Annotated in this window: 27 protein-coding genes and 4 pseudogenes; 13 read left to right on the top strand and 18 right to left on the bottom strand. The window is 68.1% G+C overall.

The window, feature by feature from the left end:
* Positions 1 to 204 precede the first annotated feature (204 nt).
* The 3 genes and pseudogenes from ABT114_RS50790 to ABT114_RS45560 all read right to left on the bottom strand — a co-directional run.
* Positions 205 to 498, bottom strand: a pseudogene (locus ABT114_RS50790) (TauD/TfdA family dioxygenase); the annotation flags it as partial.
* A 132-nt stretch (positions 499 to 630) separates the two neighbouring features.
* Positions 631 to 1,185: a hypothetical protein gene (locus tag ABT114_RS45555; protein WP_351151860.1), complete on the bottom strand. Its 555-nt coding sequence runs from the start codon at positions 1,183 to 1,185 to the stop codon at positions 631 to 633.
* The gene (locus ABT114_RS45560) at positions 1,182 to 2,111 is read right to left on the bottom strand and encodes an ATP-binding protein (protein ID WP_351151862.1); all 930 of its coding nucleotides are present in this window, start codon (positions 2,109 to 2,111) and stop codon (positions 1,182 to 1,184) included. The genes ABT114_RS45555 and ABT114_RS45560 overlap by 4 nt, the downstream gene beginning before the upstream one ends.
* A 249-nt stretch (positions 2,112 to 2,360) precedes the next feature.
* On the opposite strand from ABT114_RS45560, the gene ABT114_RS45565 reads away from it, so the two are divergent.
* The 4 genes and pseudogenes from ABT114_RS45565 to ABT114_RS45580 all read left to right on the top strand — a co-directional run bounded on the left by ABT114_RS45565 (position 2,361) and on the right by ABT114_RS45580 (position 4,487).
* Complete coding sequence (locus ABT114_RS45565; protein ID WP_351151865.1) at positions 2,361 to 3,248, top strand: helix-turn-helix domain-containing protein; 888 nt, start codon at positions 2,361 to 2,363, stop codon at positions 3,246 to 3,248.
* A complete protein-coding gene (locus ABT114_RS45570) occupies positions 3,148 to 3,498 on the top strand; it encodes a DUF397 domain-containing protein (RefSeq protein WP_351151868.1) in 351 nt (116 codons plus the stop codon). The genes ABT114_RS45565 and ABT114_RS45570 overlap by 101 nt, the downstream gene beginning before the upstream one ends.
* Before the next feature lie 126 nt (positions 3,499 to 3,624).
* Positions 3,625 to 4,069, top strand: a pseudogene (locus ABT114_RS45575) (IS5 family transposase); the annotation flags it as partial.
* Positions 4,070 to 4,250: 181 nt separating this feature from the next.
* Entirely contained in the window at positions 4,251 to 4,487 is a 237-nt protein-coding gene (locus ABT114_RS45580; protein WP_351151871.1) for a DUF6233 domain-containing protein, read from the top strand.
* Between the two features lie 6 nt (positions 4,488 to 4,493).
* Here the strand turns inward: ABT114_RS45580 and ABT114_RS45585 are convergent, their stop codons facing one another.
* The 5 genes and pseudogenes from ABT114_RS45585 to ABT114_RS45605 form a co-directional block, all read right to left on the bottom strand.
* Complete coding sequence (locus ABT114_RS45585) at positions 4,494 to 4,943, bottom strand: lipoprotein (RefSeq protein WP_351151874.1); 450 nt, start codon at positions 4,941 to 4,943, stop codon at positions 4,494 to 4,496.
* Between the two features lies 1 nt (position 4,944).
* Positions 4,945 to 9,501, bottom strand: coding sequence for a DNRLRE domain-containing protein (locus ABT114_RS45590; RefSeq protein WP_351151877.1), 4,557 nt, complete (start codon positions 9,499 to 9,501; stop codon positions 4,945 to 4,947).
* Between the two features lie 611 nt (positions 9,502 to 10,112).
* Entirely contained in the window at positions 10,113 to 10,499 is a 387-nt protein-coding gene (locus tag ABT114_RS45595; RefSeq protein WP_351151942.1) for a hypothetical protein, read from the bottom strand.
* Between the two features lie 140 nt (positions 10,500 to 10,639).
* A pseudogene (locus tag ABT114_RS45600) lies at positions 10,640 to 11,056 on the bottom strand (TniQ family protein); the annotation flags it as partial.
* Complete coding sequence (locus ABT114_RS45605; protein ID WP_351151880.1) at positions 11,056 to 11,562, bottom strand: hypothetical protein; 507 nt, start codon at positions 11,560 to 11,562, stop codon at positions 11,056 to 11,058. The gene ABT114_RS45605 and the pseudogene ABT114_RS45600, both read right to left, overlap by 1 nt.
* 227 nt (positions 11,563 to 11,789) lie before the next feature.
* Between ABT114_RS45605 and ABT114_RS45610 the strand changes: the two genes are divergently transcribed.
* Positions 11,790 to 12,275, top strand: a complete 486-nt coding sequence (locus ABT114_RS45610) for a hypothetical protein (protein WP_351151933.1) — start codon at positions 11,790 to 11,792, stop codon at positions 12,273 to 12,275.
* 22 nt (positions 12,276 to 12,297) lie between these two features.
* On the opposite strand, the gene ABT114_RS45615 is transcribed toward ABT114_RS45610, so the two are convergent.
* Entirely contained in the window at positions 12,298 to 12,708 is a 411-nt protein-coding gene (locus ABT114_RS45615) for a hypothetical protein (RefSeq protein ID WP_351151883.1), read from the bottom strand.
* A gap of 51 nt (positions 12,709 to 12,759) precedes the next feature.
* Positions 12,760 to 13,365 carry a DUF6262 family protein gene (locus ABT114_RS45620; RefSeq protein WP_351151886.1) on the bottom strand — a complete coding sequence of 202 codons (606 nt, stop codon included), beginning with the start codon at positions 13,363 to 13,365 and terminating at the stop codon, positions 12,760 to 12,762.
* 116 nt (positions 13,366 to 13,481) lie between these two features.
* Here ABT114_RS45620 and ABT114_RS45625 point away from each other — a divergent pair, with 116 nt between their 5' ends.
* The 3 genes from ABT114_RS45625 (at position 13,482) to ABT114_RS45635 (ending at position 15,770) form a co-directional block, all read left to right on the top strand.
* Positions 13,482 to 13,646: a hypothetical protein gene (locus tag ABT114_RS45625; RefSeq protein ID WP_351151889.1), complete on the top strand. Its 165-nt coding sequence runs from the start codon at positions 13,482 to 13,484 to the stop codon at positions 13,644 to 13,646.
* 58 nt (positions 13,647 to 13,704) lie between these two features.
* A complete protein-coding gene (locus ABT114_RS45630) occupies positions 13,705 to 14,034 on the top strand; it encodes a hypothetical protein (RefSeq protein WP_351151892.1) in 330 nt (109 codons plus the stop codon).
* A gap of 203 nt (positions 14,035 to 14,237) precedes the next feature.
* Positions 14,238 to 15,770 (top strand): PQQ-binding-like beta-propeller repeat protein, encoded by a 1,533-nt coding sequence (locus ABT114_RS45635; protein ID WP_351151894.1) that lies wholly within the window; start codon positions 14,238 to 14,240, stop codon positions 15,768 to 15,770.
* Positions 15,771 to 15,835: 65 nt separating this feature from the next.
* On the opposite strand, the gene ABT114_RS45640 is transcribed toward ABT114_RS45635, so the two are convergent.
* The 3 genes from ABT114_RS45640 to ABT114_RS45650 all read right to left on the bottom strand — a co-directional run bounded on the left by ABT114_RS45640 (position 15,836) and on the right by ABT114_RS45650 (position 18,513).
* Positions 15,836 to 15,970, bottom strand: a complete 135-nt coding sequence (locus tag ABT114_RS45640) for a hypothetical protein (RefSeq protein WP_351151897.1) — start codon at positions 15,968 to 15,970, stop codon at positions 15,836 to 15,838.
* 402 nt (positions 15,971 to 16,372) lie between these two features.
* Positions 16,373 to 17,899 (bottom strand): ISKra4 family transposase, encoded by a 1,527-nt coding sequence (locus ABT114_RS45645; protein ID WP_351151900.1) that lies wholly within the window; start codon positions 17,897 to 17,899, stop codon positions 16,373 to 16,375.
* Positions 17,900 to 17,970: 71 nt separating this feature from the next.
* Positions 17,971 to 18,513: a hypothetical protein gene (locus tag ABT114_RS45650; RefSeq protein WP_351151903.1), complete on the bottom strand. Its 543-nt coding sequence runs from the start codon at positions 18,511 to 18,513 to the stop codon at positions 17,971 to 17,973.
* A 229-nt stretch (positions 18,514 to 18,742) separates the two neighbouring features.
* Here ABT114_RS45650 and ABT114_RS45655 point away from each other — a divergent pair, with 229 nt between their 5' ends.
* On the top strand, positions 18,743 to 19,150 hold the full coding sequence (locus ABT114_RS45655) for an SgcJ/EcaC family oxidoreductase (protein WP_054236290.1): 408 nt from the start codon (positions 18,743 to 18,745) through the stop codon (positions 19,148 to 19,150).
* Between the two features lie 68 nt (positions 19,151 to 19,218).
* On the opposite strand, the gene ABT114_RS45660 is transcribed toward ABT114_RS45655, so the two are convergent.
* Positions 19,219 to 19,395: a hypothetical protein gene (locus ABT114_RS45660; protein WP_351151905.1), complete on the bottom strand. Its 177-nt coding sequence runs from the start codon at positions 19,393 to 19,395 to the stop codon at positions 19,219 to 19,221.
* 88 nt (positions 19,396 to 19,483) lie between these two features.
* A pseudogene (locus ABT114_RS45665) lies at positions 19,484 to 20,182 on the bottom strand (RNA polymerase subunit sigma-70); the annotation flags it as partial.
* A gap of 368 nt (positions 20,183 to 20,550) precedes the next feature.
* On the opposite strand from ABT114_RS45665, the gene ABT114_RS45670 reads away from it, so the two are divergent.
* Complete coding sequence (locus tag ABT114_RS45670) at positions 20,551 to 21,378, top strand: class I SAM-dependent methyltransferase (RefSeq protein WP_351151909.1); 828 nt, start codon at positions 20,551 to 20,553, stop codon at positions 21,376 to 21,378.
* 69 nt (positions 21,379 to 21,447) lie between these two features.
* Here ABT114_RS45670 and ABT114_RS45675 read toward each other — a convergent pair whose 3' ends face one another.
* Positions 21,448 to 22,287 (bottom strand): IS5 family transposase, encoded by an 840-nt coding sequence (locus tag ABT114_RS45675; RefSeq protein WP_351151912.1) that lies wholly within the window; start codon positions 22,285 to 22,287, stop codon positions 21,448 to 21,450.
* 384 nt (positions 22,288 to 22,671) lie between these two features.
* A complete protein-coding gene (locus tag ABT114_RS45680; RefSeq protein ID WP_351151915.1) occupies positions 22,672 to 22,860 on the bottom strand; it encodes a hypothetical protein in 189 nt (62 codons plus the stop codon).
* 10 nt (positions 22,861 to 22,870) lie between these two features.
* On the opposite strand from ABT114_RS45680, the gene ABT114_RS45685 reads away from it, so the two are divergent.
* A complete protein-coding gene (locus ABT114_RS45685) occupies positions 22,871 to 23,122 on the top strand; it encodes a Zn-ribbon domain-containing OB-fold protein (protein ID WP_502988509.1) in 252 nt (83 codons plus the stop codon).
* A gap of 28 nt (positions 23,123 to 23,150) precedes the next feature.
* Entirely contained in the window at positions 23,151 to 23,909 is a 759-nt protein-coding gene (locus ABT114_RS45690; RefSeq protein ID WP_351151918.1) for an SDR family NAD(P)-dependent oxidoreductase, read from the top strand.
* An 83-nt stretch (positions 23,910 to 23,992) separates the two neighbouring features.
* Here the strand turns inward: ABT114_RS45690 and ABT114_RS45695 are convergent, their stop codons facing one another.
* Complete coding sequence (locus tag ABT114_RS45695) at positions 23,993 to 24,289, bottom strand: amidohydrolase family protein (RefSeq protein ID WP_351151921.1); 297 nt, start codon at positions 24,287 to 24,289, stop codon at positions 23,993 to 23,995.
* 713 nt (positions 24,290 to 25,002) lie between these two features.
* Between ABT114_RS45695 and ABT114_RS45700 the strand changes: the two genes are divergently transcribed.
* Positions 25,003 to 26,361 carry a sialidase family protein gene (locus tag ABT114_RS45700; RefSeq protein ID WP_351151924.1) on the top strand — a complete coding sequence of 453 codons (1,359 nt, stop codon included), beginning with the start codon at positions 25,003 to 25,005 and terminating at the stop codon, positions 26,359 to 26,361.
* Positions 26,362 to 26,468: the final 107 nt, after the last annotated feature.

A 26,468-nucleotide genomic window follows, 5' to 3' on the forward strand; every position in this document is an offset into this window, starting at 1 on the left:
TCGGGGCGTAAAAGCGGGAGGAGAAGCCCGGGGCTGTGGAAGGCGCTGGCAGAGGTGTTCCCGGCTGCCCGGCATCAGCGGTGCTGGGTTCACAGAAGCCCTCTCCAGCATCTTGGCGGTGAACCGGACGAACCCCTCGCCCGGGTCGGAGCCGTCCAGGATCGAAAACGGCTTGTACTCCTCGCCCACGCCGACCAGGTCGAAGAAGGTCCCGTAGTGGTAGGCCGACTCGGCCAGCAGGGCGCGGCTGTCCTCCGACAGCCGCGCGACCGCCGCGTGGGCGTCGGAGAGGATGCTGGGGCCGCCGCCGAGCGGGTCGGGGCGAACGCACAGGAGCGTGGTGTAGTCCGGGGGCAGGGTCCCGTTCACCAGGTCCATGTGGAACGCGTTGATTTGCCGCTCCGCGCGGGCCTTCAGCCAGGGGTCGGCCGGGGAGACGGCGCCGACCAGTGCCGTGCCGCAAAGGAATCTGACGGGGAGGGATTCGGAAAGGAGCACGACGCCCCGGCGATCTGGAGCTGGCGCTCAGGTGTCGGGGGAGGAGTGCTCTGCCGACGGTGGCCTCGGGTGGAGCCGGGCGGGGCCGGGGGAGCAGGGAAAGGGATGGGAAGCCCCGGGGCAAGGCGTGGGTCAGTGGGGAGTGATTCCGAGCTGGTGGGTCAGGTCAGCGTGTGGGGTCGGTTCGGGCCGCAACTGTGTGAGGGCTTCCCACAGGGGTCCCGTTGGCACAAGCCGGTCACTCGCGGACGGCCGCAGCCAGTACGGGCTAGGGGGAGCGGTGCGGTGGAGGGACGGCAGGGTGATCGTGTGGGGAGCGCCGAGGCACACGGCGTGGGTGTGGGGCGCCCACCGGCTGGATGAACCGGGCGGGACCAGCCAGTACAGCCATCCGTTCTCGGGATCCTCGATGACGGGTCCGCAGCCGCCCTGGATCGAGTCCATGACAGCGACGGCGGAACGGGCTTGCAGCCCGGAACTGGTGATGACGACGTCGAAGAGGTTGCCCCCGAGGCGCACGCGGGTGTCGCGGAGCGCTTCGACGGCAAGGAGTGTGCGTATCACCTCGGCGAGGTCTGCCATGTCGGCGGCTGGCTCCCGGGCCGGACCGGCAGACTCGATCAGTTGGCTCATCACCGCGGCGCCGGTGACCCCAGACGCCTGCGCTACGGTGGCTGGGGCGGTCACAGGGTCACCGTGCCCGGCCTCATCGTGGCGCGGACGGTCTTGCCTTCGCAGTCCGGGCTGACGAACCAGGTGAGTGCCGCGCCAACCTGCTGAACGTCCCCCAGGCCGCGCCCCGGGCCGGCGGCGAGGGCCGTGTCGAAGCCGGGGAACGTCGGGTTGGGGTCCGTGACATCGATGAGCAGTTCGTGAGCCTCAGTCACGCGTAGGCAGACTGAGAGGCTTTGCCCGACTGCCCCGGGGGCCAGACCGTAGCGCACGGCGTTGTCGACGAGGCAGTGCACAACGTCGATCGCGGCGTGCACGCTGCCGGGCCAGCCCAGCATCGTGAGCAGGGTTCGCCCCTTGATGCGGGCGATGTTCACCGCGGTTGCGTCGGCGGGCAGGGGTAACAACATTTCACGTAAGACCGGGACGGTGACCGCGGCGGGTTGCATCTCAGTCGTTCCTTCGGTCAGGGGTAAGGAGCACCAGGTCGTTCGCCCGTCGGGGCTGGCGCCCCACGACGAGGCCAGGGCATCGACGAGGAAGAGACCGCGGCCGCTCTCGTCACCAAGGCCGGCCTGGCGCAGCTTCGGACAGGCGGAGGAGCCGTCGGTCACTTCGATCACGCACTGGTCACCCCGGAAGAAGACGCGTACGCCGATCTCGTTGCCGTGCCCGTGACGCAGGGCGTTGGTGGCCAGCTCGGTCAGGAGCAGCTCGGCGGTGTCGATCAGGCTGGGACAACGCCAGTACATGAGGCACGCGCGGACGATCCGGCGCAGGCGCAGGCGCAGGCGCAGGCGCAGGCGCAGGCGCAGGCGCTGGGGCCAGGCCGCGTCGGCCTCGGACAAGCTGCCGGAATCGGAGCTCGGGCGCCGCTCGATGGACATCTCGAGGGCGGTTCGGATGCTCTCTGGCTGGAAGGCGAATGCAGGTGATGTCATGCCGATACCTCCAGGCGTCCAGTGGGTGGGTGCGAGCTTTGTCCGCTTGTCCGTCACGGCTTGTGCTGGCTCAACAACCTTGGCCGTAAGGCCCATGGAGAATCAACTGGATCCTCACTGAAAATTCAGTGGGGACCAAGATGGACTATGCCGGAATCTGCACAGGGGGCTGCAGTGAGTGCGCAGCGAGTGTCAGACTCTGCGCAGGGGCAATCTCCAACAGCGCAGAGACGTGGGGGTGGTGCACAGGTGGCGGCAAAGCGTGGGGCGACCGGGCGGCGCTTGGAGCTGGGCATCCAACTCAGACAGTTACGGGAGAACTGCCCGCCTGTTGAGGACGGCAGGGCACGCGGAATGACTCGCAAGGCAGCGGTGCGGGGGCTCAGGGCTCTGTCGGAAGCCTCCCTCGCGCGCATCGAGAACGGCGAGCTGAACTTCCGACGCAACGTCGGCGACCTGCGCACGCTTTTGAAGCGGTACGACGTCACCGACGACCAGCTGATCGAGCAACTGCTCGAGCTGAATCGTGAAGCCCCGAGCGATGACTGGCTCACCCAGTACCGTGCGTTCATGCCGGCGGGGATGCCGCACTACGTCGGTCTGGAGGCTGAGGCCGAGGCGATCCTGGCCTACCACCCGACTGTCGTGTACGGGCTCCTGCAGACCGAGGATTACGCGCGGGCCCTGTTCGAGGTGCAGCGTCCTGTCGAGGACACCACGAGCCAGTTCATACAGCGCAACGTGGATCTACGAATGGAGCGCAAACGTAGGGTTCTGGAGCGCGACGACGTCCGTCTCCGGGTCATTCTCGGAGAGGCAGCGCTCCGCATCCCCGTCGGAGACGAGGAGACGATGCGAGAGCAGTACCGCGAGATCGCCAAACTTGCGTGCGAGGACCACGTCCAGGTGCAGGTGCTGCCCTTCAAGCGTGGCTACCGGACAACCAACGACTTTGCCATCCTGGACCTCGGTGAGCTGCCGTCACGGGTACAGACCGACAATGCTTGGGGGGCCGTGTCCACCTCGGACAAGCCCCGTGAAGTCGACCGGTTCACACGCCGGTTCAACGCGATGGTCGGGGCCGCCCTCGGCCTCGAAGAGACCATCGAATTTCTGGAATCACTCACCCGAAGGTAGCGGAGCCATCGACACTCATCGAACATATCAACCTTCCACCGACATCGCTCCGGCGCAGGCCTGGATCAAGTCCTCGTACAGCAGCGACGGTACTGGCAACTGCGTCGAGATCGCTGACCTCGTGCCGCAGGTCGCAGTCCGCGACTCCAAGAACATGGGGGGCCCTGCCCTGATCTTCCCGCGTGGCTCTTGGCGATCCTTCGTGATCAGCGTGAGCGACATGGACGTCGCCTCTGCAGCCTGTGGATGACTTGCCTGACAGCACGGTTGGCCGCTCAGCACATTGAGGGGCCAACCGTCGCCTTTGTGCGGTTCTCTGCGGGACTCAGAGAACCGCACAATCTGATTCGGCATGATGCTGCATCATGCCCTGTGGGTGTGTCCGCAGGGCGGTGGCCGACGCCGGTACGGTGATCGCGAAGTGCTGGCGGCGACGGTGTTCGTGGCCACGACCGGCTGTACGTGGCGGCAGCTGCCGCCGGGCTTCGGCCCGTCCGGGCCGACCGCGCACCGGCGGTTCAATGAGTGGAGCCGGGCCCGGGTGTGGGGCAAGCTCCACCGCCTGGTCCTGGACGAGCTAGGTGCACGCGGGGAGTTGGACTGGTCGCGGTGCGCCATCGATTCGGTGAACATGCGAGCCCTCAAAGGGGGATCTGACAGGTCCGAATCCCGTAGATCGCGGCAAGAAGGGGGCAAAAATCCCCTTGATCACCGAGCGGTCCGGTCTGCCCCTCTCAATTGGGATCTCCGCCGCGAACACTCACGACAGCCAGGGCCTCGAAGCCCTCGTCTGCGGTATCCCGCCCATCCGCTCCCACCGAGCCTGCGCGTGTGGGCACGCCATGTGGCTGGAGTTCATCGACGCGAAGATCGCAGCTCGCAGCAGCGGCAGGCCGAGGAAGACCACGGCCGGCGCAACCGGCCGCAGCCGCCGGACAGGATCGTCGAGTTCGGCATCGGCGCTGGACGCCCGCCCGTACAGGTCCAGCCGGGCACTGCCACATGGCAGGCACCCGACGCCGCGCTGTCAGCCGTGACGAAGCCCGCCGCCTGCTTGCCGCAGGACTGCAGTCGTGCAGCCACTGTCAACCCGACACCCAAGCTGCACATCCTCGGCTTACCTGCCCGCTCAAGCTGTTCGAGGTCGGGGAAACCGAGGCCATGCAAGCCTACGGCTGGTCCCGAACAGCGCGAAGCGCCCGTCCCGCCGGTGGTGCTGGGGGACGGGCGCTTGCATAGGGTGACTCACCCCTGGAGCTTCATGCCCTTGGGTGATGTGAGGCCCTTGTTGGGGTGGGCACGGAAGGTCGCCGTCCAGACGGTGGGCGGGCAGGACGTTCCGTTGGGGTGTTGCTCCGTCAGCCTGGCTCGGGTGCTGTCTTCGACGACCGTGTCGCCGCTCTGCGCGGACGTCACGGTGAGCCGCACCGGCAGGGTGGACGCACCGACGCCGTCGGGGAGTTGGACCGACAGCGAGGCGAACGGGTCGTCGGGACTGCCCGACGACCGCTCCTTGCAAGTGCCGTCCACACACAGCCGGATTCTCGCCGCGTCCCGGCCGCCGAAGTCGGCGGGCCGCCACACAGCGGAGACCCGCGAGTCCTCATCGGCCTTGGTGCACGGCGTGTCCTGGCCGAGGAGCGAGCATCCGGTCAGGGCCGCCGCCAGCAGCAATGTGAGAAGGGTTCGGCGCATGTCAGTACCACGCTACCGTGCCGGGGAAGGCACTGTTGGCCAGCCCGATGTCGGTGAATATCAAGGAGCAGGGATCGAACAACCCGCCACTGTTGTCGCTTCCGCCTCCACCGCCGCCGGAGAGGATGCCCTTGGCGATGGCGCGTCCGCTGCTGTCGACGGTGTACACCGGTCCGCCGGAGTCACCGCTGATGGTGCAGGATCCGGACGTCTTCTTGGCGACAACCATGTTCTTGGCGGTGGTTCCGCTTGAGTAGCGGACGGTCGCCTGCGTGTCCGTCACTTTCCATCCGCACACTTCGCCTGTCATCATGCCTCCCGTGCAGACCTTGTCGCCGCTTTGTGCCCAACGCTTCCAGTAGCCGTGGACGGACCGTGACGAACTGGACGTCTTGCCGCCCTTGTAGATCCGGGGTGTGGCGGAGCTGTCGCTGTTGACGCGGTACAGCGACAGGTCGCCCGAGTAGTAGTTCTGACCGGAGAGCTTGACGGAGCCGTACCCGTTCTTCCAGTTGTCCCGGACGACGGGGCCGATGTAGTCGGTTCCGCTGGGGTTGGTGATGGCGCCGTTACCGGAGGTGCAGTGGCCCGCGGTCACCATGTACCACTTGCCGTCGTACTTCCAGGGGAAGCCCGCCGTGCACCAGACCGCCTTGCTGGTGGTTATGTCCGAGTGGATGCGCGCCCCGCCGTAGTAGGGCGAGGTGTCGTACTGGCGGTTCGCCTGGGGCTCCACCATGTCGGCGCCGGGCGTGAGGTGCACGGCAACGGTGTCGGTGCCATACCGCTCGCCCAGGGCCGCGACCAGCGCCGGGGCGGCCGTCTCTGTCTCCACGACGACACGGTTCTCCGCGGCGTCCACGAATGCGACATGCAGTCCGCTCACGCCGGGCAGTTCCACCTCCGACAGTTGGAGGACTTCGTCGCGCACGGACTCCAGCGCGGTGACGCTGTGCTCCACCACTTCGGCGTGCGGGACGACCTGCTCGGTGACGGTCGGCCCGTCGGGCGCGGGAGTGGTCTCGGTGGTGTCCTCGGGCATCTCGAACGACTCCTCGCCGGTAGTCTCCGCGGACCCGTCGGCGGGAGGTGTCGGAGTCTCCGCCTCGTTGGACTCGGTGTCGGGCTTGGTACCGTCCTCCGAGTCCTCGGTGGGCAGACCGCTGCCCTCGTCCGCAGGGGCCTGCGTCACCTGGATCGGGGCGGACGCCTCGTCGGCGGAAGCCGATTCGACGACCGGCGCGACCAGTTCGCCCGTGGTCGCGTCGATATAGGGCGGGGCGAAGGTGTCGGGGTCCTCGGCCGCGCGGGCCGCGGCCTGATCCAGGGCGTAGGCCTGGGCGGGTTCCGACTCCTGCATGTCGTCGCCCAGGCTGCCCTCGATGACCTCGACCCGATCGACGATCGCCGAGACCGGTTCGGCCTCCGGCGGGCCGTACGGTCCGCCGAAGCGGGCGCTGATCTGTCGGCTGCCGCTGCCGGACAGGGAGGAGGTGTCCCACAGCAGCTTCGGCGCCGAGCCGCCGCTGAGCGGCACCGGCCAGGTGACGGCGGAGCCGTCGGCGGCGCGGGTCACCTGGGAGGCCGGGATGACCTGCCACGGGTCGGCGGCCGAGGACCGCTGGAGGAAGGTGACGTCCGTCAGCGAGGCCGGGGCACTGACCGCGAGGTCGACCGAGCCGACGAGTACCTCGCCGTTGGCGGGCGCGGTCACGGCCGCCCGTCCGACGTGGAAGGCGCGCTTGGTCTCGGCCGACTCGTTGCCGGCCCGGTCGGTCGCGGTGACGACGAGCTGATGGCTGCCCTCGCTGGCCGGGGTGATCGGCAGCGCCACCGGGCCGCCGGTGGTGTCGACGGTCTGCGCAGTCCCTCCGTCGACCTTGTACGTCAAGCTCCGGGTATCGGTGCCGTCCGGCGTCAGCGTGAACGTCCCGGTCACCTGCGCGCCGCCGGCCCAGGCGTCCGATGGGTAGGCCGCAGAGGTCACGGCCGGTGCGCCGGGCGCGGTGGTGTCGACGGTGAAGCGGTAGTGCGAGGTCGCCCCACCGGTGCCGTTTGCGTCGATGCCGCGCACGTGGAGGTACCAGGTGCCCTCGGAGCGCGTCGTGGTGTATGAGGTGCCGGTCGTCTCGGCGGTGGTGTCGGGCACGGTGTCGGTGTTGCCGTCGACGACGATGCTGTACCCGGCGGAGGCGCCGGACGGCGCGGTCCAGGTGGCGCTGAAGGAGCCGCTCTTGTATGCGTCCGACTGGTTCGGGTGGGTGGACGAGCTGATCACGGGGCTCGGCGGCAGTGTCATGTCGACTCTGAACGGCAGATGCGCGGCGGCACTCGACCAGTTGCCGGCCCCGTCCTTGGCCCGTACGTGCAGGTACCAGGTGCCGTCCGCGTCGACGGTGGTGGTGAGGCTCGTCGCCGTCTGGACCGTGCCGGTGGTGACCGGCAGGGTGTCGGCGGCGCGATCTACGGTGACCGCGTACCCGGCGGCGCCGGACAGGTCGGCGGGCGCCGACCAGCTGAACGACGCGGTGCGGTTGGCGTAGGCGTTGGTCGACATGGGGTGCGTGGAGGAGACCAGGCTGCCGGGCGTACCCGGCGCGGTGGTGTCGACGTTGAAGCTGACATGCCGGGACGGGGACCACAGCCCCGCCTTGTCACTGGCGGCGGCATGCACCCACCAGGTGCCGTCGGTGCGCCCGCTCCAGTTGACGGCGGTTCCCGTCTCGGTGACGACGGTACCGGCGGGGGTCGTCGGGCTCTGGTCGAGCTTGACGGCGTACCCGGTCACGCCGGAGGCGTCCGTCGCGGCGAGCGTGCCCGCGAAGGTGGTGGCGTTGTACCAGGCCGACGCCGACGGGTGGCTGGTGGAGGTGATGGTGGGGGTGGACGGCACGGTTGTGTCGACGGTGAAGGTCTGCCATGCCGACCAGGCGCCGGTGTCGGTGCCGTCCGAAGCTCTGGCCCGCCACTTGTAGTTGCCCGGCGTCAGGGCGGCGACCGTGTGGGTCGCCACTGCACCGGAGGCCACGGCGGCGGAGGTGCCGGTCTTCAGGGCTGCGGTGCCGTCTGCCGCCCAGACCTCGAAGCTCAGCGTGAGCTGCTGCCCGTCGGCGTCGGTGGCCTTGGCGGACAGCGTGGGCGTGGTGTCCGAGGTGTAGGTGCCGGACAGCGGCGAGACGGCCGTCGCGGTACCAGGCTTGGAGTTGTAAGTGACCGTCAGCGAGGGCTCATAGGCGGCGTCGTGAGAGCCGTCCGTCTGGTTCGCCGAGTAGTAGCGACGCCAGGTCAGCGGGTCCGTCTCGTCGACTGCCGCGATCCGCACCCCGTAGTTGGCCTGTCCGTCGGCCCAGGCCTGGACGATCCCGTCGACGTCCCAGGAGACGTGGCCGGCAGCGCAGCTGGAGTTGTAGCCCTTGGCCGCGGTGGAGGTCACGGCGCCGGTCGCGGTGGTTGTGGGCTGGTCGGCCCAGGTGATGGCCGAGGGGTCCCAGCTGGAGGTGATGCGGCGCACCTGGTTGCCGGAGTTGGACGTGCTGCACGTGGACGAGTAGTACGAGTACAGGCGCAGGTCGGTGTCGAGGATGTGCTTGCCTGCGTACTTCGCCACGTCGAACTTCAGGTACGAGCGGGCCTTCTCGGTGCCGTTGTAGGTACCGGCCTTCAGCTCAGTCGAGCCGCGCTGCGAGGTGAGGTAGTCGTCGTACTGGATCCAGGTGTCGGTGACCGGGCCGAAAAGCGAGTTGGTCGGGTCGATGGTGACCGGATACTCCAGTGCCGGGTCGGCGAGAAACTCCGCGTCGGGCTTCATGACCAGGACCTGGTCGCCGGTGTCCGCGTCCCGCTCGATGGCGACATCGACGGCCGCGAGGTCCTCGGGCTCACCAGAGGCGTGCTTCTCTCCCGAGCCCCACATCACCGGCATCGGCGCGGTGGCCACCGTACGGCCGCTGCTGTCGCTCCAGCGCAGCCGTTCGTCGGCGGTCTCGTGCAGGGTGAGGCCGTCAGCCGAGATGGGCAGCCGGTAGCTGACCGGGGCGTCGGGGCGCTGGTGCAGGACGACGGAGTGGGAGAAGCCCTCCTTGAGGGCGGTCACCACGAGATCACCGCCGTCCACGGCATCGGGGTAGATGGCGGTCGGGCCGTCCAGCCGCGGTTCGGGCAGCTTGCCTGGCCAGTCGAGGCCGAGCGTGCGGCCGCCACGGGAGACCTCGGCCAGCGGCTCGCCCGAGCCGCCGCCGGAGAAGGCTATGTCGGCGGCTGCCGTCTTGGGCCGCACCACACCGTTCTCGGCCACGAGGGTGGTGTCGACCGGCTGCCAGCTGCCGTCCGGCTGCTTGACCCGGATCGGGCCGCTGTACGCCTCCACGGTGGTCGTGCCGTCGGCGTTGGCCCAGGTCGTAGTCGACTCGGTGCGCTCGGAAACGATCTCGGTTCGGGCACCGGGCGCCTGCTGCGCCGCTGGGGCATCGGCTGCCGGGGCGGCGTCCTCGGCGAACGCGGGCTCGTTGAGCAGGGGCAGCGGGACACACGCGAGAGCGGCCAGCAGGGCCGCCGCCAAGGCTCGCTGTTTCCAGCGAGGTCTTCGTCGGGCCGGGGCAGAGGACGCGGAGTGGCGCACAGGAAATCCTTCCAGTCACTTCGGCTGAAGATCGGCCGATCTTAAGACCTGTGCACGTCAAACCCGCAAAGGGAATTGATCAATCCGTTCTTGGCGGCCCATGCTTGACCGATCGCTCTTGATTGCCTGGAACTCAACCCACGGCATCCATAAAGGAGTTCGGCCCAGATGCCTTCGTGCAGTCCTCCCTGACACACCGCCAGTTGCTGGCACATCCTCAGGCCTGGGCAGCTTCACGTGGCCGATACGGCCTGCCCGGTGCGCGTGGTGACGCAGGCTGGACGCGCCGGTACCAGGTGGCAACCGCCTCTGATGTCCTATGCCAGTAGTTGATCGTTAGTAGTTGCCTGACTTCTGCTGCTGGTGCGTCAGTTCCCCGTCGGGGGCCCAAAGCTGGAACCGTTGCTGCTTTCTGATGACGAGCGGGCGGTGTTGGAGCGGTGGACGCGTCGGGCGACATCGGCCCAGGCTCTGGCCCTGCGGGTGCGGATTGTGCCTCGGACACGAGCGGCAGGTCGGTGAGCCACTTCACACCGTAGTCGGCTGTCCGATCATGTCTCCCCGACGCCCGCACGCGCCCCGACGGCTCCGGTCGAGTGCGTCGTGGTCGCGGTGACCGGGGGAGCGACGTGCGCCAGGGCGGTGCCGAGGGCCGCGTTGTGGGCGTCGTGTCCGACATCCTCGTCGGTCAGTTGCGGTAGTACTTTGCCGCACTCGGCCAGCGCGGTGCGTACCACTTCCGGTGCCCGGTCGGCGACGGTGTGCAGGCCCCGCAGGACACGCCAGGCCAGGGCGTAGAGCTGTTTGAGCTGGGCCAGTACGGTCTTCCGTGCGCAGGCGTCGCTGGCGAGCAGGGTGATGACGTGCTGCTGGGCGGGGAGCACCAGACCGGATTCGGGCAGTCGGGGGCGGGAGCCTGCGGCAGGTCGGCTCCGCAAGGACGGCGGCCGTTGTGGCCTGTGGGGCTGGTCAGGCTGTCGCGGGTGCAGACGCCGATGGAGCGTGGGCCGAGCCGGCGTGCTGTCCATGGGTGCGGTGGGCGGTGGCAGTCGGGGCAGAAGTCGAGCAGCAGAGTCCGGTGGGTGGGGCAGGCGAAGGCCCAGGGCAGGCGCCACAACACCGGGCCAAGGCCGGCGTTCTCGGCCAGACACGCGGGGCAGTAGCGGGTGCGGGCTGCGCTGAATCTCCAGGCGGGAGGCCGGGTCAGTCGGCGCCGGCCGGGATGGATCGTCACGGCCAGCCCGTCGTAGGGCTCGAGCGTCATCGCGCTCAGCACCGGCCGAGGGGTGCCGGTGGCACGATAGAGGGCATCTGCTTCAACGGCCGTAAGCCGCACGGCCATCTGTGCCGGGCGGGCCCCTGTCAGGCCGATGGCATCGAGGAACGCGCTGTTGGTGGCGTGCAGGCGGCGGGCGTGGGCGCCGATCCAGCTCTCCAGGGCTTCGCCGGGCAGCGGCATCAGCGAGATCGGGAGCGAGCCGCCAGCCCAGGCCATCACGCGCTCTTTCTGCGTTGCCGGGTCTGGGGGCGGGATGTCAGCAGTCCGGTGTCGAGCGCGGCGGTGAGTTCGCGGCGGTCTTCCTCGGCGGCCGCATCGTTGTTCACCTGGTCCATCAGCTCGGTATCCAGCCGTTCGTGGCGTGTGCGGATCGCCCGCAGGCATCCGCGGTTGATCAGCGCCATGAGCGAGGCGAAGTGACCGCTGGAGCGGGCCAGGAGGTAGTCGGAGAGATCGTCCGCGAGCATCCCGGGATGTTTCTCGGCCAGCACCGGCTTGTGCTCGATGGTCAGCAGCAGTCGCCGCCATTCCAGGCGTCCTTCTTCGGTGTCGATCTGGAACGGCCGCAGTGACAGAGCGGTGGTGCGGCGGCCGAACTGTGCGTGCAGCGTCTGCTCGGGCGACAGCCCCTCGGTCAGGATGCCGCGTTCGCGAACTCTGACTCCGATGTAGATCAGGGTGACAGGGAACGTGTTGGCCAGGAACTTCAGGTGGTTGGCCATGGCCCTGGCCGCACGGGCCGAGGCGTCCAGGAAGTGGATGTCGTCGACATTACCGACCGCAGGAGCTCGGATACCGGCTCTGAACCGCGACGATTCATGGACTACATGTCCGTGACGCTGAGTTGGGGTCGATGTTGTCGCCCGTCCGAGTGATCCGGGGGGCCGCTATGTCTTTGGTCAAGAAAAACGAGGCTGCGCTGGATCGGGGAGCCGGGCAGCATGGCGGTGTGGCTGATCTGCTGTGCGATGACGTGAGCTGTTTCTTCGACCCGGACCTGATGGGGTCGCTGCCGGACTTGCGTGTCCCGGATGCGTCGGTGGAGGACTGGCAGGCGGTCCTCGATCTTGTCGAGGCGAGAGGTTGGCAGTGCCAGTACTCCGAAGGCGAGACGGTGCTGCCGGTGCCTCGGGCGGAGACCGTGCTGTCCCGCCCGGCGGACGCTGAGTGCCCAAATCTGCGGGTCTGGCCGACTGCCGATGTTCTGGCGATCTTCCGTTTCCATGCCGACGATGAAATCGACTTCGACGTTGACCTGCGGGAGTTGCAGGGTCAGGAGCGACTTGATGTGTTCTGCGACTTCTTGCGGGAGATCGGCCGACGCTTAGGCAAACCGGTGCTGATGGACCCGGACAGCGATTATGGCCATCCGGTGCTCGGTTTCGATATCGAGGCCGATCGAGTCGTCCTCTTGGCTGAGCCGCTGGTCAGGTGATTGCGGCCGCCGGCCGCGAGGATCAGTCGGTGGCGCCCGCCGAGCGGAGCGAGCGGCCGAGATCGCCGACGAGTAGACGAGGGTGGCGCCGCCACCACCACATATCGATGGGGTCGAATCCGCTGATCCGGTGGAACTGTGACAAGGAGATGCCGTCGTCGAAGACGGTGGCGGCCCGGAAACGGTCGTCGAGGGCTTTGATCTGTGGGGTCCATAGGACGATCACGCGCTCAGTGAGGATCGGCCACGCCTCGTGCAGCCAGTTCCGGCTGTAGAGGTCGTTGGTGTATTCGTCCACCAGGTCGCTGTAACCGTTCTCGACTGTGCCCACGAGCCAGGCCCACTTGTCGACCATCTCTTGGACGATGAATGCCTTGCGCCAGCCGCGTTGATGCAGGACTTCGCCTGCGGCCTGCTCGTTGTGGGGCTCCATATGCCGGAGCCTGGCATACGGAACGGTCCGGTGACCAGGGGTTTCCTCTGGTCACCGGACCGGACTGAGCGGCATCCCCCTGGGGTTGTCAGGTGCCCGCGATCTGGGCTTCGAGGTCGGCGACGCGACGGTCCTGGAAGCGGAGGTTGGAGCGGGCGGCCTTGAGCCGCTCGTCGAGGGTGCGGTTGTCGGCTGGCGGACCCGCTGTCTGAGGGTGGTGTTTCTCGGTGGTGATCCGCTGGATGGCCTCCTCGGTCCATCGGCCTGCAAGTCGCGTATTTGGCCGAGGAGTTCACCGATACGGGTGCGCTGTGTGAGGATCTCGGCCTGGGCGGCCTTGAGCCCTTCCTCGGCGTTCAGGGCGCGTTCGCGCCAGGTCCCCTCGCGCTCGTCGTCCTGGTCGGCGAGCAACTGGGTCCGGCGTTCGCCGGCTTCGGCGATCGCGGTGGCGACCGCGGCTTTGGCCTCGGCCTTGTCGTAGAGGAAGGTGCGGGAGACGTCCGCGCGGCGGGCGACGGCGGCGCCGCTGACCTGGGATTTCTCGCGCCGGAGGCGGGTGATGGCCTCATGGACGCGTTGGAGAGCGCTGACGGTCTTGCGGCGGCGGGCCGCCAAGGCCGCTGCGGTGCGGGACTCGGGGACGGTTGCGGTCTTCATGCGATGTCCTGTTCGAGATCGTCGCCGTCGGTTGTGCACGTATCGCTGTACTCGTCCTCCTCGTCGCTGGCCGCGTCGGCGAGGTCGGCAGCGCGGAAGGCGGTGGACCACACGCGGTGGAAGTAGTCCTGAGGCTTGCGCAGGTCCAGGGCGAGGGCGTCGTCGAGGAGGCCGAGGCCGGCCAGGGCCTTCTCCAGGCCGTCGATGGCGCGGGCGGTGGGCTCGAAGTAGCGGTGGAGGTAGTCGGCGGTGGCGTCGTCGGCGGCGCCTTCGGCCAGTAGCCGCCACTGTTCGCGCTTGCGCCGCCAGTAGAGGAGGTCGGCGCCGGACAGGACGAACTTGTCGCAGTTGTGGCAGCCGAGGTTCCAGGGGCAGGAGTCTCCGTCGGCGACGGGCTGGAAGGTGCAGATTCCGCCCTCGGTGGAGGTGCTGCGGCGGGCAAGGTCGATGGCGAGGGCCTGGGCCTGCTCGCGGATGAGCGGGGGTTGTTTCCTCGGCGAGAAGTTCGCCGGGCTTGGCGGTGCCCGGGCCCGCGACCCACACGTGTTCGAGGACGTTCTCCAGGTCTTCGCTGGTGAGATGGACGTAGTGCTCGGCCATCCGGTCGGAGACCTGGCCCAGATACCGGCGAATGTGCGTCAGGCGGGCGCCGGCCCGCAGCATGGCTAGGGCGGCTTTTATTTGGGCTCTGGCAGCGATCACGGGGAGCCGTTACAGCGAGTGATATCGCCGTTCGATTCGGAGGCGTCGCAGAGCTGCCGGCCGGGAGTCAGTCCGGGACTGGATCAAGGCCCTGGAGCACTTGCTCTTCTGTTCAGCTTCTTGAAGTTCGTGCCTTCCCGCGGTCTTCGGTCATTGAGAAGATCATCGCCATGACCATCTCGTTCCGCATCGACCGGGTCCTCGGTGACCGTCCCTTCGCCGAGGTTGGTGATCCCGCTCTCGCTGTCGACGACGAGCGTCGACGCCTGCTGGCGGTGGCGGGCACGCACGCGCCGGTGGCGGACATGTACGAGTTCGGCAGCACTGCGCCGGTTGGTGTCTACGGCACCGATGATCTGGCCTGCCGAGCCCTTCTCCGTGCGCGCTACCCCGTGCACGCAATGGCCTTCCACCCCACGCTGCCCCTCCTTGTTGTGGGCACGGGCAGCTACGACGGAGGCTACTTCTTTGAAGGGGAACTGCTCCTGCTGGACTTGGAGACAGGCATGCCCACGTCGCTCATCGAGCACGAGTTCGGCCGCCAGGTTCTGGGCCTGGAATGGCTCGACGAACAGGAACTTCGTGTGCTGATGGCACCGCCTGACGACTGGCGGGACAAAGATGCATGGGTCGAGGGGCACGTCGCGGTGGTGCGTCGGCCCGACTGGAGGGCCGTACCACCCCGGTCGATCACCGCAAATGACCTGGCCGGACCACGGGTGACGGCCCCGCGCCCCGACGGCCGAGAGGACGCTCGCCGGACGGTCTCCTCTCTGAGCACGGACTGGGATCCGCGGTGCAACGTCCGCGCGGTGGAGAAACTGTCCGACGGCAGGATCGTGGCGACGCTTGACGGGGTCCAGTTGGAGTCCTGGCTGCCGTCGGGACAGCGGCAGTGGGCTGTTCCGGACGACGAAGGCGGCCGGGACCTTGTCATCGCCCCAGATGAGCGATCGGTCTGGGTCGGTCTGGTCCGGCCCGAGTGGGAGAAGCGTCCCCAGGCCGTGGTCCGGCTCTCGCTCGAGGACGGGGCACAGCTTGACCATCTCACGCCCTCCGCCCCAGTGTCCCTGGTGCGCTGCGCTGACGGCCTGCCGGCCCTCGCGCCTGCGGGATCAGCCGGAGAGCGGAGCAGGCTCCGTATCCGGCGTGGCAGCCGGATCTACTCCCGGGAGACCGTGCGCGAGGAGGGCGAGCGGGACCCCGAACGGAAAGAAACGTGGCTCGCCATAGCCGACCTGGAGTCGATGCCGGTTGCCGAACGCCCGCGTGAGCCGGCGAAAGCGGAAGTCAGACGGCTGTTCCCCTACTCCTGGATACCAGGTGAGACACACTTCGCCGGCCCTGGCGTAGAGACCGCGAATGGTGGCCTGGTGCACGCCGGCACTGTCTACCACGGCCACGGGTTGCAGCCCGGCGGCTCGTTCGTCGTACGACGCGAGCCAACGAATGGGGAGCCTACCTGGGTCTTCCGGACGGACCGGAAGGCCATCGGCCTCGATTGCGACGCGGAGACCATCTATGTCGCCTACGACGATGGCGAGATCGTCGGGCTCAATCTCCACGACGGCACCGTGCGCTGGCGTCGGTACCTCGCCGTTGCCGCAGTGCCCGCTGTACCGACGGCGCTGACCGTGGCCGAGCCTGGTCGGTTGCTCATCGGCACCAGCGACGGGCGACTTCTGGATTGCTCGATCGCATAGGGGGTTGCCCGACTGTCCAGGCCGACTGTGGCCACTTGCCAGGTTGTATGCGGCCATCACCTCTGTCACGTCCACTTCGGTTCGCCTGCCCAGCCCGGCCTCAGGGTCGTGTCGGGCGTGGGGGCGGTCAGCATCGGTTCCGGCAGCGTCCACGTCACGCCCCACGCCTTCCACCCGACGGTCTGCCGTCCCGGTGCCACGGTTCGCCAACTCCTTCTCCGCGGGCAAGGGAACGATGTCGAGCTGCTCCAGGTCCACGCGCTGGCCGTCCATCAGCCCCTGTCAGAAGCCGTGCTGACGCTCCTGCAGGAGCCGTCGGCCGATCTACCTAGCAGAAGCAGGACTTTGGCGCGGTGACATTGCTGAGTCTCGGTCGAGCCCGGGCACGGTGCGGTTGGCTGGGATCCGCAGGCGCAGTGGACAGGCGAGCCGACATGTCGCTGATCCCTGTTGTGATCCGTGAACCACGACCCGGACTCCTGCCCCCAACCGGCCGCCTGCGGACCCCCCCGGCTTCCGCCTGACCCTCCCCAGCTGTACCTGAGCTTTACTGTCGGCGTGGAACTCAGTTGGGTGCGGTTCGTTTCGAGTGACGGTCGCGATCAAGCGGTGAGGGCGTAGTTCTGCTGGTTGGGGTAGAGGCGCTCGTGCTCGCGGGCGATATGGAAGCGCCAGTAGGGGTCGAGGTCTCCGTTGGAGACGATGGCACGCAGTTGCAGAAAGGCTTCGGCTCCGGGCAGGCCCCAGCGGGCGCCGGTGATGTCGAGGCGGTCGGCGATCAAGTGGCGGCAGGCGCCCTCGACCGCGCCGGTGGCTATCGGCCACCCGCTCGCAAGTGCCGTGTCGTAGCGGAGCTGGTCGAGGTGGCCGGTCAGGTAGCGGTGGCAGGCATCGACGGCCTCGCGCCGGGCGGTCGACAGTCGCTCCCGGGTGGCTTGTGCGGTCATGGCGTGGGCGGTGCGGGCGGCGTGGCCTGCGAGGATCGCGGTCAGATGGTCGGCTGCCCAGGCTTCGGCCTCGGTGGTGCCCGGATTGTGGAAAGCGTGGGCCGCGGCCCAGACGTACTCGGCGACGTGCACGAAGTCCAGCAGCACGTGCACCGTGACGCCGCGTCGGTCGGTTTCGGCGTTGATCAGGTCGAGCTGGTGACGGGCACCGTCGACCAGGACGACCCACGGCCGCCGATGCCTCGGGTCGCGCACCTCGGCCTGGTCGAAGGCATCGGCGATGACCTGCTCGGGCGGACGGATCAGGGAAGCGGTGCACCACTTGTTCTCCGCCCTCGGCCCCGGGCGAGGGGGACGTTCGCCGCTGCGCCCGCCGGGCGGGTGGATCACATCGTGCGGACGCCGGGGAGCCGGGCGGGTGTCGAAGACGCAGGCCACGGTCGCCATCCGCTTGCGGTTCGGCTTCTCGCCCGGCGCGAGCCGGCCGCGATGACCGGTCGCGGCCTTCGCGGCGGCCCGGCGGGTGGCCTCGCGCAGAGCCTCGGGCCGCATGACCACGCCCTTGCCGTCCACTTGGACCACCAACGGCATCTCGCGGCTGCACGGAACCGGAATCCTGGTCCGGTAGAAGTCGTCGACGTCGACCGCGGCGGCGACCACGAGCTCTTCCAGCCTGCGCTTGCCGAGCACTTTCCCACAGCGGCGCTCGACCGCATCGTGCGCCTGGTCGAACGAGCCGCGGACGGCCTCGGTGACCGCGAGCCGACGCAGGCCCATCGAATGCTGGCCAGCTGGCAGCGACAGCGCGACGTCGGCGGGATGGACATTGCCCAGGCCCCGGCCCCGGTGGGCGACCCGCGTGACCCGGACCAGTCCGAACACGCTGGCCAGCCAACGCGAGTGTCCTGTCTCCCGCCAGGGCCGCACCTGCCCCTCCGGCCCGGTCACGGGCGGCCCGCCGCTGCCACGGACCTCTTCCTCCTCCAGCCTCGCGCGCAGGTCCAGATGGTCCTGCAGCAGCTGTCGCAACAGCTCCCGCCCGGCCACGTCGAGGCGTTCTTCCAGCTCGGCGTGGGTCCACGCGCTCGCATCGCTGCCCGACAAGGTGCACATCAGGGTCTCGAAGGCGCTGACCGAGCGTGCAAAGGGGTCAGTCGTGGCATGAGTGTCGTACGGTTTCATCTCCGGGGCTCTTCCCGTCCTGCTTCGATATGGGTCGCACCTTCGAATGTAGGCGCGGAAGAGCCCTGCTGTTAACGGGAGTTGGGCGAAGCAGCCATCCGGCGACGGGCCGGGGTGAACATCCCCGGGGTGTCCTCGTCCAGCCAGCCCCGCTCCACCAGCCGCTTCAACTTCGACCGCGTGCACTCGATCTTCCCGGTCTCGGCCGGCAGGCCGATCCTCGGCACAATCTGCTTGGCGGGGACCGGCCCTGGCGCGTCTGCCACCACCTCCAGGATGTCCCGATACGCCCGCGGCAGGACCTCCGAACCCATCCCGGGCTGCCAGTTCGGCACCGTCAGCACCCCGATGACCTGCCGCTCGGCCCCCGCATACGCCGACGCGAGCCGCTCACCCGCAGCCGGCTGTCCAGCATCGACGGCCGCCGCCGACTTCTCCGGGGTCATCTCCGCGAGCACATCGGCGACCGTTTCCCGCGCGATCCGCAACCGCTCCAGGCTCTCCCGGGCCAGCTCCAGCTTCTGGGCCAGCTCGGCGACCTCGGCCTCCAACTCCTCCACCCGCACCCGGGCAGCCACCTCGCGCGCTTCCAACTCCTCAAACAGCGAGCCCATCCGCCACCCTCCTCCACCACCACGGTAGAGAGGAGCAGCCCGGAACACAGCCCGTCCGCATCGTCCACGCCCTCCGGTCGGCTTTCAAGCGCCGGCAGGCCGACGGTGCAGAGGGGACTGCACTCCGAAGAGAAGATCTTGAGGTTCGCGCGATGAGTTCCGAAAGGGACGCCGGTATGTACTCACGGGCCCCTTCGGTCCCGACCAAGTGCAATGACTGGAGAGAACGATGTCCGACAACCGCGCGAACGACACGGCCGCGATCACTGCCGTCCTTGAGAGCCTCTACAAGGCATGGGACGCCGGCGACGCCGACGCCTTCGTCGCCGACTACACGCAGGAGGCCACCGCGATCATGCCCGGCTCCTACCGCGCCTCCCGCGAGGAGGTTCGGCAGGGCATGGCGGCGGGGTTCGCCTCCTTCCTGAAGGGCACCACGACGACCAACCGGCAGTTGGGGATCCGGTTCCTGGGTCGCGACGGCGCGATCGTCGTGAGCGAGGCCGGCATCCTCTTCCCCGGCGAGTCCGAGGTTCCCGCCGACCGGATCGTGTACGCGACCTGGGTATTGGAGAAGCGCGACGACGCCTGGCTGATCGCCGCCTACCACAACAGCCCGGTCAAGTCCGCTAGCTGATCGAGAGTCAGTCCTGCCCGGGTCCGCCCGCACCTGTCGGGCGGACCCGCCCGACAGGTGCGGGCGGATCAGCCGTCGACCTTCTGCGCCAAGCCGAAGGCGGCGAACACGTCGGCGTCCTGGAAGACCGAGATACGGCTGATGCCGCCAGCCGTGACCGTGAACACCTGCAGGGTGTGCAGCTCGAACACGCCGGCGTCCCCGCGCCGATAGGCGGCGAAGCCGGCCTGCCTGTTGGCCCGCACCGGCAGTAACCGCCAGGCCTTGCGGGGCCTTGGCGAATACCCAGCCCATGAAGCTCGCGTAATTCTCCCGGCCAGTGAACCAGTTGACCACGGGCGGCATCTCCATGAGGACGTCCTCGGTCACCACCTGTAGCAACCCTTGGATGTCCGCCCGGACGAAGGCTGCCATGTACCGGTCCACCCACGACCGTTGCTCTGCGTCGGAAGGCTCAGCGACCTGCTCCTGCAGCACTCCCGCGGCCCGGATCCGGGCGCGAGCCCGCTGCAGCGAGCTGTTCACGGCCGCGACCGAGGTCTCCAGGATGTCCGCTGCCTCCGCCGCCGGGTAGTCGAGCACGTCGCACAGGATCAGGACGGCGCGCTCTCTCGGTGACAGCAATTGCAGTGCTGCGACGAAGGCCAGCCGCAGGCTGCCCCTGTCGATCGCCGCGGTGGCCGGGGCGCCCAGGCCGAGCAGGCTATCCGGGAGTGGCTGCAACCAGGTTGCCTCCCTGCCGTGGACGAGCGGGCGCAGCGGTTCGCTCTCGGTGACCAGACCCGAGGGCATGGGGCGGCGGCCGAACCCGTCCAGCGCGGTCAGACACGCATTCGTGGCGATCCGGTACAGCCAGGTCCGCAGGGAGGCACGCGACGGGTCGTAACGGTCCCGCGCGCGCCACGCCCGCAGACACGTCTCCTGCACGAGTTCCTCGGCGTCGTGGACCGAGCCGAGCATCCGGTAGCAGTGCGCCAGCAGCTCCGGCCGGTACCGCTGCACCAAGGTCTCAAAGTCCCCCGTCGACGTCATCCCCGCGCTGCCGCCCTTCCGGTCTGCTCATCCGCCCCTACGGTAGCCGCCTCACGGGGCCGGTTGCAGCCGTTCTACTGCCGGGAACATCGGTCGCGGCGGGCGCTGTGCTCTCGCCGCGTCCAGCGCGGAGCAGGCGGCTACGTGAGGAACCGAGCGCTTCCACGCCGCCCACGAGCACCCGCGTCTCTACCCACCCCGACCAGCAGGGTTACGACCTCACCGCTTGATCGCGAGCTTCACTCGAAACGAACCGCACCCAGCGCTCTTTAAGGGAACTATTGAGAGGCACCCAGTCGAGTGCTGCCTCATCCGCCTTGGGTACGGCGGCTCGGCACGATCCGCCGGACAGGACCTAATGTGCTGCCATGCGCGACGACACGCCTAACGAAACGCACCGTGTCCACCTGAGCCGGACCTTCGACGAGGACGCGGAGTTGTACGACCGGGCCAGGCCCGGGTATCCGCCAGAGTTGTTCGACGACCTCACCGAGGTGGCTGGCATCGGCCCCGGCTGTCGTGTCCTTGAGGTAGGGGCGGGCACCGGCAAGGCGACCTTGCCGCTCGCCGAGCGCGGTTGCCGGATAACCGCCGTCGAGCTGGGCGCGGACATGGCCGCCGTCGCCCGGCGCAACCTGGCCGCGTTCGAGGCGGTGGAGATCGTGACGGCGGACTTCGAGACCTGGCCACTGCCGGAGGAGCCATTCGACGCGGTCATCTCGGCGACGGCGTTCCACTGGATTGATCCGGCGGTGCGGATGACAAAAGCCGCTGACGCGTTGCGGCCCGGCGGCGCCCTCGCCGTGGTCGCCACACAGCATGTGGCAGGCGGCAGCGAAGAGTTCTTCGTCGAAGTCCAGGACTGCTACGAGCGTTTCGATCCGGCCACCCCACCGGGACTGCGGCTTCCTGCCGTAGAAGACGTCGACACCTCGGATCACGAGGATGAGGTCGTTCGAAGCGGCCGATTCGGCCCCGTCGTCTTCCGGCGTTACGAGTGGGACCTGACGTACACCACGGCGGAGTACCTGGAGGTGCTGCGGACCTACTCCGGCCACCGGGCGCTGCCGCCGACGGCCAGGGAGCGACTGCTGGAGTGCATCGCCGGGCTGATCGACAGGCGGTACGGAGGCCGGGTCACCAAGCGGTATCTCACGGAACTGCGGGTGTCACGAACGGCCCCCGCTCTTCGGTAGGCGCGGCTCCAGCCGTGCCCACCGCACATCTGAGAGGGCGTTTGATCTAGGCGTATTGCCCTTTATCTTCTAGTAAGTCCCCCGCCAGGTGGGTGTCGTCTCGTCCGTTTTGCGCTTGGTGAGGTTGTCGATCGAGGCGACGTGGATCATGGCCTCGGAGCTGGCGGGCAGGGTCTCGTAGTCTCGGGCGAGGCGCCGGTGCAGCATGATCCAACCAATACTTCGTTCGACAACCCAGCGCCTTTTGACAACGTGAAAGCCGCGAACTCCCGGGTTTCTGTTGACGACTTCGACGTCGATTCCGAGGCTGGCGCCGTGCTCGATAACGGCGTTCTTGAAGCCGGTGTCGACCCAGCTCTTGGAGATGGTCGGGTAGGTCTTCTTGGCCTGGTCGAGGAGCTGGATTCCGACGGCGTTCTCGGACAAGCTCGCGGCGGTGACGGTCACGGCGAGGATGAGTCCGATCGTGTCGGTGAGGATGCCCCGTTTCCTGCCGACGATCTTCTTGGCGGCGTCGGTTCCCTGGCTGGTCAGGGGCACGTTGGTGGAGGTCTTCACACTCTGGGTGTCGATCACGGAAGCGGTCGGTTCGGGCTTGCGTCCTTCCTTCACGCGGGCCAGGCCGGTCAGGGCGTAGTTGAGCTGGGTGAGGATTCCCTCGTCGCGCCAGGCGGCGTAGTAGGCGTAGACCGTGCCGTGGTTGGGGAAGTCGTGCGGGAGGCATTTCCAGGGAATTCCGGTGCGGTTGATGTAGAGGAGTGCGTTGAATACGTCGCGCAGGTCGACCTTGGCCGGCTGCCCGGTGGGCCTGCGGTCGAGCCGAGCCTTTCTCCAGGCCGTCAACGTCGGCTCGATTAAGGCCCATCGGGCGTCGGACAGGTCGCTGGGGTACGGCTTCCGCTGGCTCACGCCGTAGCGTGATCATGGATGCGGCGGACGGTTCCGTTCCGCTACTGCTGGGCGTTTCTGCCTGATCTTCAAACCAGACGGACTTCGTGCACGAGAACCGGAACAAACGGGCAGCCGAGTTCGCAGATCGATGGGCGCGAGGGTGCACGCATAGGGCAAACATCTCAAGCCTGACAGCCATGAAAGTTACTTACCGGCATAGAGCATCTCTAAATGCCCTCTGAGTGGGCGGTTCATGAGCCTTTGAGTGGATCTGCTGTCGCCTGATGGTGTGGTGGCGGGACGGAATCCGCCGGTCCGCGGTTGTTGATCTGGTGATGTGTTCGGGTGAGTGAACGCAAGCCGTATCCGAGTGACTTAGCTTGAAATTAAATCTACCAGGCGTCACGATGAGCCGGACCGGACCGGGCCGGTCCCGGCACCGCCGCTGATCGACACGGACAGCGCCGGGTTCTGGGAGGCCACGCGGGAGGGACGCATCGCACTGTGCCGCTGCACCGACTGCGACACCTGGCTGGCCAGACCGCTCGAACGCTGCAACCGCTGCGGCGGACCGACGTCGTTCACCGACATCACCGGCACCATCTACAGCTTCATCGTGGTGCATCACGCCAGCGTGCCGGCGTTCGCGGCCCTGGTGCCCTACGTCCTGGCCCTCGTGGAGTTCGACGAGGGGCCACGTCTGCCGGGCATCCTGCTCGACGCGCAGGGACCGGGAGTGGCCATCGGACAACGCGTACGCGCCGAGTTGACGCGGTTCACCGGCGCCGAGGAGCGAGCCGTCACCTACCGCCGTGTGACAGACGGCGATCCGCCCGCCGTACCCGAGCCGTGAACAGGAACCGCGAGGACCGGAGGGGTGGATGTCCGACGACGAGTACCAGGGCAAGGTAGCGCTCATCACCGGGAGCGGCCGAGGGCTGGGCAGGGCGTTCGGTGCCGCGCTGGCGGCGCGGGGCGCGCACGTGGTGCTCGCCGACGTCGACGGCGCCGCCGTGGTGTCCGCTGCCGCGGAGTTCACGGCGCGGGGCGGCAGCGCGACCGGGACGGCCTGCGACGTGAGCGACGAGGACGGCGTCGCGGCGATGGTGGGCGAGACCGTCGAACGGCACGGCGGTATCGACATCCTGGTCAACAACGCCGGTCTGCACGCGGCCGACTACTACCAGCCGTTCACCCGGCTCGGACTCACGAAGATCCGGAGGCTGTTCGACGTCAACGTCATGGGCGTGGTCATCTGTTCACTCGCGGCGAAGGAGGCCATGAGCGGGCGGGACGGCGCCACCATCGTCAACATCTCCTCGTCCGCCGCCTACGCGAACCGGAATGCCTACGCCGTGTCCAAACTCGCCGTCCGTGGCCTGACCATGTCGTTCGCGCGCGAGTTCGCGGACGACGGCATCCGCGTGAACGCGATCGCGCCCGGGCTCATCTTCACCGACACCATCCGGGCCGAACTCCCCGACACCGAGGTGGAGCGCGCGCTGCGGGAGCAAGTGCTCCGCCGCGAGGGAACGGAGCAGGACATCGTCGAAGCACTGCTCTACCTCACCTCGTCGAAGGCATCCTTCCTCACCGGCGAGACGCTGCGGGTCACGGGCGGCTTCGGGCTCTCCGTCTAGCAGCGTCTCCTGGGGCCACCTCGAAGCCGTAGCGGAGGCATCGGCACTCCTCCTCCGTCCGTGCTCGGCCCGGTGCCATCGGGTCAGTCCGCTGTCCGGGGTGCCGCGGGTCCGGGCACGCCTGGGTCCACGACCGCGGCCTGAGGCGTCCAGCCGAACAGCTGGGCCGGATTGGCGCACAGGATGCGCTGGACTTCACCGGGACCGAGCTCCGCCGTGAGCCATGCCAGGGTCTCGCTGTAGACACGCCCTTCCTCATGACGGGTCCACGGCCAGTCGCTCCCCCACAGCATCCGTTCACCGCCCCTGGCGTGCAGCAGGCTCCGCATGATGGCGGTGGCCGCCTGCGGCGCCGATCGGTACGGTGCGGCCGCCTTCACCCGTCAGTTGCCTGGTGTTGTCGGCGCAGCAGGGCTGTTGACGACAGGGCACGGCATGGCACCGAGGCTCGGGCCCACACACTCGACACGAAGATGATCATGTTCGACGCGGTGCCGGACGGTGAGTTCTCCGGCCTCCGGCGACACGACCGTGATGACCGCCGGCACGAGTGCGCCGGGCACGCGGCGAACGACGCCGGGACCGCACGACTCGCACCCTGCCAGGGATCGGGTCAAATCCGCCAAACCTGCCACCACTCTTGTATCAATGGCGCCGATCCATGACCGGGGAGCCAATGGACGTGTTCACCACTAACAGCCGCATTGACCTCTACCGTCAATTTCGGCCGACTTACCCATAGATGCGGGATTCGCCCGACGGAATGGTACTGCGGTACCACTCTGCCGAATCAATTGTCTCCCGTAGTCCCACGGACACGACAGCGGCTTTCCCTAGCCTGAGCTGGCTGGATCACAACACAGCGAAGAGAAGCAGTTTACCTTCTGGCGGAGTCGATTTTGCCCTTTGGCAATGGAGCGAGTCATTGACTCTCGGACCGTGGGCGGGAACCCGGCGTCAGCGGACCAGACAGGAAACGGGCTTCCACGGGCGGTGTTCGGAAAAACGCCGCCCACCAATCCGACCACTTTCGATCCCGTGCCCTAGAGCACAAACGAACTCTGTTTCACCGGACACGAAAACTGAGGATCACATGGCGCTGCTCAGAAGTTCCTCCACGACGTTAAGCGCGGCGGCATTCTCCGCGCTGTTCCTGGTGTATGGAACACCCGCTGCCGTGGCCTCGCCGATCGGCGCAGGCAACGCGGCCATTCACGAGGTCGACGTGACCAACATGCCGGCCGCCAAGGAGGGCCAGCCCACGGTCGCCGTCAACCCGCGGAACCCGAACAACCTGGTGTTCGTCTCGACGATCTTCCCGCCGTCGCCGGGACTGGAGCCGATCGACGGCGGGTGCTTCCTGGCCTACTCCAACGACAAGGGCGACACCTGGACCCAGGTGGCGTGGCCGCTGGGCACGGCGGCGCCCAAGTGCGGTGAACCGAGCGTGCAGTTCGACGCCAAGGGCACCGTGTACGTGGACAACAACCAGGTCAGCTCCGGCCTGGACGCGAACCTGGTGAACCACAACCAGGTCGCGAAGTCGACGGACGGCGGCAAGACCTGGACCGACCCCGTGTCCACACCGCTGCTCCTCGGCGGTGCCCCCAAGATGCGAGTGGATGCCGCGACCGGCAAGGTCTACGCGGTCGCCGGAGCGGCCTGGGAGTACCCGAGCGCGGTCTCCGTCAGCGCGGACGGCGGCAAGACCTTCAGCAGCGACTCGCGGGTGATCCCGGGTCCGATGCCCTGCATCGAGGTGGCACCGGGCATCCCGCTCGTGTGCGGCTACCCAGGGCGGGAGATCGCCGTGTACAGCGGGATCCTCGTATCCGCCTCCCAGGAGGCGGGGCAGCCGGTGAACTTCCACGTCAGCCGCGACGACGGCAAGACGTGGACGAACACCACCCTCAAGGACGGCCAGGAAAACCCGGTCGCGGCGGGCACCGGATCCCTGGTGCCGACCCCGGGTCTGGGTGCGGCTGCCGACCCCGTCCCGTGGGTGGCGGCCGACACCTCCCACCGCGGCCGGTTCGCCGTCATGGTCCCCCGGGACTCCGACACCCTGGACGTCTACGTCACCCCGGACGCCGGCAAGACCTGGACCGGGCCGGCGACGATCGCCACGCCGAACGCCCAGCGCCCGGCGATCGACTTCGGCGCCAACGGTGACCTGGGTGTCATGTGGCGGACCACCACCGGCGACGCGTTCTCGGCCGTCTCGTTCGACCACGGACGCTCGTTCAGCGACCCCGTGCAGGTCAACCACGAGACCGAGCCGGTCGGCGAGATGGGCCCGCCCGGTGATCGCTGGTCGGGCATCACCCTGACCGACAAGTACGCCTACGTCACCTGGGCCGACGGGCGGAACAACTCCTCCCTCGACTCGATCATCAGCCGAGTACCGCTGAAGCTGTACAAGAAGCACACCGCCTCGACATCGACCAGCTGAGACCAGCAGCCTGACGCATGGCAGTGGGCGGCGGACGACAAAACGCCCGCGCAAGCCACGCGTTCGACCACGAACGTCGCCCGCCGCGCCACAGCCTGGTCCGGCCC

It is taken from the genome of Streptomyces sp. NPDC002088 (assembly GCF_040296605.1).
Taxonomy (GTDB): Bacteria; Actinomycetota; Actinomycetes; order Streptomycetales; family Streptomycetaceae; genus Streptomyces.

Coding starts and splice junctions, on each gene's coding strand:
- ABT114_RS45560 (WP_351151862.1), bottom strand. CDS start 2,111: ATGACATCACCTGCATTCGCCTTCCAGCCAGAGAGCATCCGAACCGCC.
- ABT114_RS45580 (WP_351151871.1), top strand. CDS start 4,251: ATGGCAGGCACCCGACGCCGCGCTGTCAGCCGTGACGAAGCCCGCCGC.
- ABT114_RS45585 (WP_351151874.1), bottom strand. CDS start 4,943: ATGCGCCGAACCCTTCTCACATTGCTGCTGGCGGCGGCCCTGACCGGA.
- ABT114_RS45605 (WP_351151880.1), bottom strand. CDS start 11,562: ATGGCCAACCACCTGAAGTTCCTGGCCAACACGTTCCCTGTCACCCTG.
- ABT114_RS45615 (WP_351151883.1), bottom strand. CDS start 12,708: ATGGAGCCCCACAACGAGCAGGCCGCAGGCGAAGTCCTGCATCAACGC.
- ABT114_RS45620 (WP_351151886.1), bottom strand. CDS start 13,365: ATGAAGACCGCAACCGTCCCCGAGTCCCGCACCGCAGCGGCCTTGGCG.
- ABT114_RS45635 (WP_351151894.1), top strand. CDS start 14,238: ATGACCATCTCGTTCCGCATCGACCGGGTCCTCGGTGACCGTCCCTTC.
- ABT114_RS45645 (WP_351151900.1), bottom strand. CDS start 17,899: ATGAAACCGTACGACACTCATGCCACGACTGACCCCTTTGCACGCTCG.
- ABT114_RS45650 (WP_351151903.1), bottom strand. CDS start 18,513: ATGGGCTCGCTGTTTGAGGAGTTGGAAGCGCGCGAGGTGGCTGCCCGG.
- ABT114_RS45655 (WP_054236290.1), top strand. CDS start 18,743: ATGTCCGACAACCGCGCGAACGACACGGCCGCGATCACTGCCGTCCTT.
- ABT114_RS45670 (WP_351151909.1), top strand. CDS start 20,551: ATGCGCGACGACACGCCTAACGAAACGCACCGTGTCCACCTGAGCCGG.
- ABT114_RS45680 (WP_351151915.1), bottom strand. CDS start 22,860: ATGTCGGTGAACGACGTCGGTCCGCCGCAGCGGTTGCAGCGTTCGAGC.
- ABT114_RS45690 (WP_351151918.1), top strand. CDS start 23,151: ATGTCCGACGACGAGTACCAGGGCAAGGTAGCGCTCATCACCGGGAGC.
- ABT114_RS45700 (WP_351151924.1), top strand. CDS start 25,003: ATGGCGCTGCTCAGAAGTTCCTCCACGACGTTAAGCGCGGCGGCATTC.